We start from the raw sequence: 3382 nt of genomic DNA on the forward strand, positions 1-3382 counted from the left end.
GATTGTGATGCGAACAGTATTTAGTAGAAAAAGAATAGAACTTTCTAGTTACTCCATTGATTGTAACATTTTGAATTTCATTGACTAAAGTACATCACCTTGTCTCAACCTCTCATCAATTTTAAGACTCAGTATATGTTCTGCAACTGGATAAACTGAGAAAATATTTGTGCTATAAAAATCATTCAACGTAGCAACCTTTAATAAGATGTCAGAGATTTCTTCGTTACTTGGTAACAGCTCAAAAAATAATTTATCTAAAGCATCTTCTTGCAACTTATAATTTTTAAGATTTTTCCATGTTTTCAAGTATTTTCCTACTTCGCTGGCTGACGGTTTAGAAATAACAATATCTGATTTCTGTCTTCTATTATAGTTAATTTGCATACTTATCTCACTTAAAGTAGTTATTAAAAAAATGATAGATTTATTATAGCATATTACAAAACGAATGGGTAACCTCCTCATCCCCCTACCCCAACTCCTTAGCTATTCTGCTTTTTTCAAGTTTTCCCTTTGCAATTCGTTTCCATAAAACAAGTGGGTTCAAGCTATAAGATAGGCGTACGAGGTAGTAATTAAGCCATTCGATAAGGGCAAAAAGCTCTATCAACGTGGCTAAGATAGCCACTTGGACACTCTGTGTGTTCCAGACAATGACAGGAAAGCCCGTAATAAGTAAAACAAGGTCTAGTATTCTGAGTCCACCATATATTTTCGGCACATTTCCACTTCCGAACTGGGGATTCGACAGTCTTCTAATCAAAATTGCCCAATAGATTGAACCTTGAAGCAATATAAATGTCAGTAAAGATAAAGGATAGAGAATGGTGACTAGCCCCTTCCAATCACCAAGTCGATTTTTCAAAAGGAAAAAACACAACCAAAAGGATAGGACGGCTGTAAACTCTCCCAAACAGAGGGACACCAACTCTTTTCTAACTTTCTCTTTCTGTATGCTCATCATCTCACCCATCTATCTATCATCCTATATCAGAAAAAAGCCATTCGAACCATTTTCTAGTCAACATTTCTCAGAATCAAGGCATTCTATGCGTCGAACAGCTCAGCCCCTTTAATATAAATGTTTTAGAACTATTCTAAGTTTATGACAACCCCAAATTTTAATTTTAGAAGGATTCTAAAGCTAGAATGGCTCTAAAATCACGAGAACTAAGCTATTCGAAGCTTAGAAGACTTTTTTCTAAACTTCATACGCACTTCAATTAACGTTTCTTACAATTTTTCTGATGAGCTTTCAGTTTTTTCAGAGCCCAGTCATAGTGACTGGAGGTGCTACTGACAAAGTAGGAACCTAGACTTGTCCCACCCGTCCATTTATAGATACCTTTGGTAAAGAGTTGGTCATTGCTGAAGCCTTCCATCAACTCTAAAACCTCTCTATGCGATTGATTGAGGAGTTTGGTCGCTTCTTCTAAGGACGTTTTCTGGTGCTTCTTCCAAAAAGCAGCATTCATTTCCCCATAAGTTTTCCAATTATAAGGTTCAGGGAGAAAAGGTCTTTCATGACCCTTTTGATTGGAATGTACCCAGGTCAAAAGTAACTGATGCCATTCATAGAGATGGATCAGGACATCTCTTAGATTTTTATCTCTATTCCAGTGGGCTTCTTTTTTCTTTTGGTCTTTTGAAAAATCAAAAGGAGTCTGTAGCTCCTCTTCACTTAATTTAGAGATAAAGTGATTAAGTTTTTCATAGTTTTCCTTAGAGGCTAACACTAGCTCCTCTTTTGTTCTTGGTCTTGGCATAGGCGTTCTCCCTTCATTTTCTAGTAGGTTAAGGTATTTTCTTACTTCATTATACCATAAGAAAACTGGCTGTTTCTCTCAACAACCAGTTTTCAATTTTTAAGCTAATTCTTGACTGTTTTTCTTATGAAAGAAAAGCGAGACGATAGCCAAAATAGCAAAGGCTAGGCCGACATACCAGTAAGGTTGATCTAAGGTCGTTGAACGACCTGATAGATTGACAATTCCTCGAAAGAGCATTCCAACTGTTAGGACTGCAACTGCCGAGTTCCACAAGTTTAGGCTGATTCGTCCTAAGTTTGGCATGATTTTCAACAATAACGCTAGAACGATGCCCCCTACTAGAGGGACTGCAAAGAGATAGTGCATATGAAGCGATGTCTCCCCAAAACTAAAGGACTCGTAGATACGGCTAAATGCAAAAAAGAAAATAGTGAGAAGACTATAGCCAACGAGTGTCTTTTTGAGGCGTTTGTTTTTGTTTTTAGTAACCGATGTAGACAATATCACTCACCGCCCTTTCTGATATCTTGCTTCCACCTGTGGTCGGTTTATTGATCACCTGACCGTTAAAGTAGAGAGTTGAGGATCCACCACCATCAAGGTTGTAGGCTGTTTTCACCCCGTAAGATTTCATCACTTCTGCCATCTGGTAAAGTGACAAGCCCTTGCTTTCAGAGGTACGACCATCCGAAACGATGATGATGTAGTGATTTTCATCGATAATCCCGATAGCTGTACGAGGATTCGATGACATGGCCTGACCGACTTCTGTATTGGTATCAACAGATATTTCTCCATTCTCAACTAGAGACGGACCAAATGCCAGTAGATTGACGACACCGTCCTGAACCAACTGATCGGCTGAAACTTGGTCCTCGTAGATGATTTTAAAGGAGCCGTCCTTGTAAATGGCAAGGTCACCGTTACTAGCGTCTTCACGGACACTGTCCCGATAGACAACTCCATTACGGATAACATAACCAGAACTATTGGCTCCATAGTAGTCACCGTTGACTGCTAGAATAGCATTGTTTTCGGCGGCTGTTACAGAGGTTTTGGCTGTGACGTTGGTTCCATAGGAGCTTTGAGCTAGAGCTGTTTTTAGATAATCCGATGAACTGAGGGTTACATCTGCCACATAGACCTGCGTTTCATTCACAGTCTTTTCAGTTAGAGTGACACTGATATTTCCATCTGAATAGCTAGTATCCGTCACCTGGGCATTTTTTGCTGCCTGACTTGCTGCTGTGGGGTTAGAAGTTGAGCTGGTATTGGATACAGTGGAAATCGTTTCAGCGAGTACAAAGGTCTTCAACATCGAATAGGTAAAGGAGCTTGTCAGGAGCAAGCCCAAGACCGAGGCGTATAGATAGGGTTTCTTTAAAACTTTCATAATGGGCTACAGGTCCTTTCTTTGAAAATATAGCGAGTTTGAATGGTCCAAGAGAGGAGAAAAAGCATGATTCCGACAATTATCTTCGCGATTAGCAAATTGACTCCAAGACCCGCATTAAAGAGTCGAATCAGGATGGTGTCTAAGATAAAGAGGCCAACTGCTAGTCCGAAATAGCCTGATCCTGTTTTAAAACTAGCTCGCATTGTTCTTGAAG

The 3382-nt window shown here is 39.4% G+C and carries 4 protein-coding genes and 2 pseudogenes; all 6 read right to left on the reverse strand.

From position 1 onward, the window contains the following. Positions 1-387 (reverse strand): annotated as a pseudogene (locus tag SORDD16_RS04640) (hypothetical protein); the annotation flags it as partial. An 85-nt stretch (positions 388-472) separates the two neighbouring features. Beyond that, a complete protein-coding gene (locus tag SORDD16_RS04645) occupies positions 473-976 on the reverse strand; it encodes a hypothetical protein (protein WP_061452547.1) in 504 nt (167 codons plus the stop codon). Between the two features lie 250 nt (positions 977-1226). After that, a complete protein-coding gene (locus SORDD16_RS04650) occupies positions 1227-1769 on the reverse strand; it encodes a ClbS/DfsB family four-helix bundle protein (RefSeq protein WP_061452548.1) in 543 nt (180 codons plus the stop codon). Between the two features lie 99 nt (positions 1770-1868). After that, positions 1869-2279: a hypothetical protein gene (locus SORDD16_RS04655; protein ID WP_061452549.1), complete on the reverse strand. Its 411-nt coding sequence runs from the start codon at positions 2277-2279 to the stop codon at positions 1869-1871. After that, positions 2254-3165, reverse strand: coding sequence for a phosphodiester glycosidase family protein (locus SORDD16_RS04660; RefSeq protein WP_061452550.1), 912 nt, complete (start codon positions 3163-3165; stop codon positions 2254-2256). Before SORDD16_RS04660 ends, SORDD16_RS04655 begins: the two co-directional genes overlap by 26 nt. Next, a pseudogene (locus SORDD16_RS04665) lies at positions 3162-3382 on the reverse strand (bifunctional glycosyltransferase family 2/GtrA family protein); the annotation flags it as partial. The gene SORDD16_RS04660 and the pseudogene SORDD16_RS04665, both read right to left, overlap by 4 nt.

Origin of the sequence: Streptococcus oralis, assembly GCF_001578945.1 — a bacterium.
Classification (GTDB): domain Bacteria; phylum Bacillota; class Bacilli; order Lactobacillales; family Streptococcaceae; genus Streptococcus; species Streptococcus oralis_Q.

Coding starts and splice junctions, on each gene's coding strand:
- SORDD16_RS04660 (WP_061452550.1), bottom strand. CDS start 3,165: ATGAAAGTTTTAAAGAAACCCTATCTATACGCCTCGGTCTTGGGCTTG.
- SORDD16_RS04645 (WP_061452547.1), bottom strand. CDS start 976: ATGGGTGAGATGATGAGCATACAGAAAGAGAAAGTTAGAAAAGAGTTG.
- SORDD16_RS04650 (WP_061452548.1), bottom strand. CDS start 1,769: ATGCCAAGACCAAGAACAAAAGAGGAGCTAGTGTTAGCCTCTAAGGAA.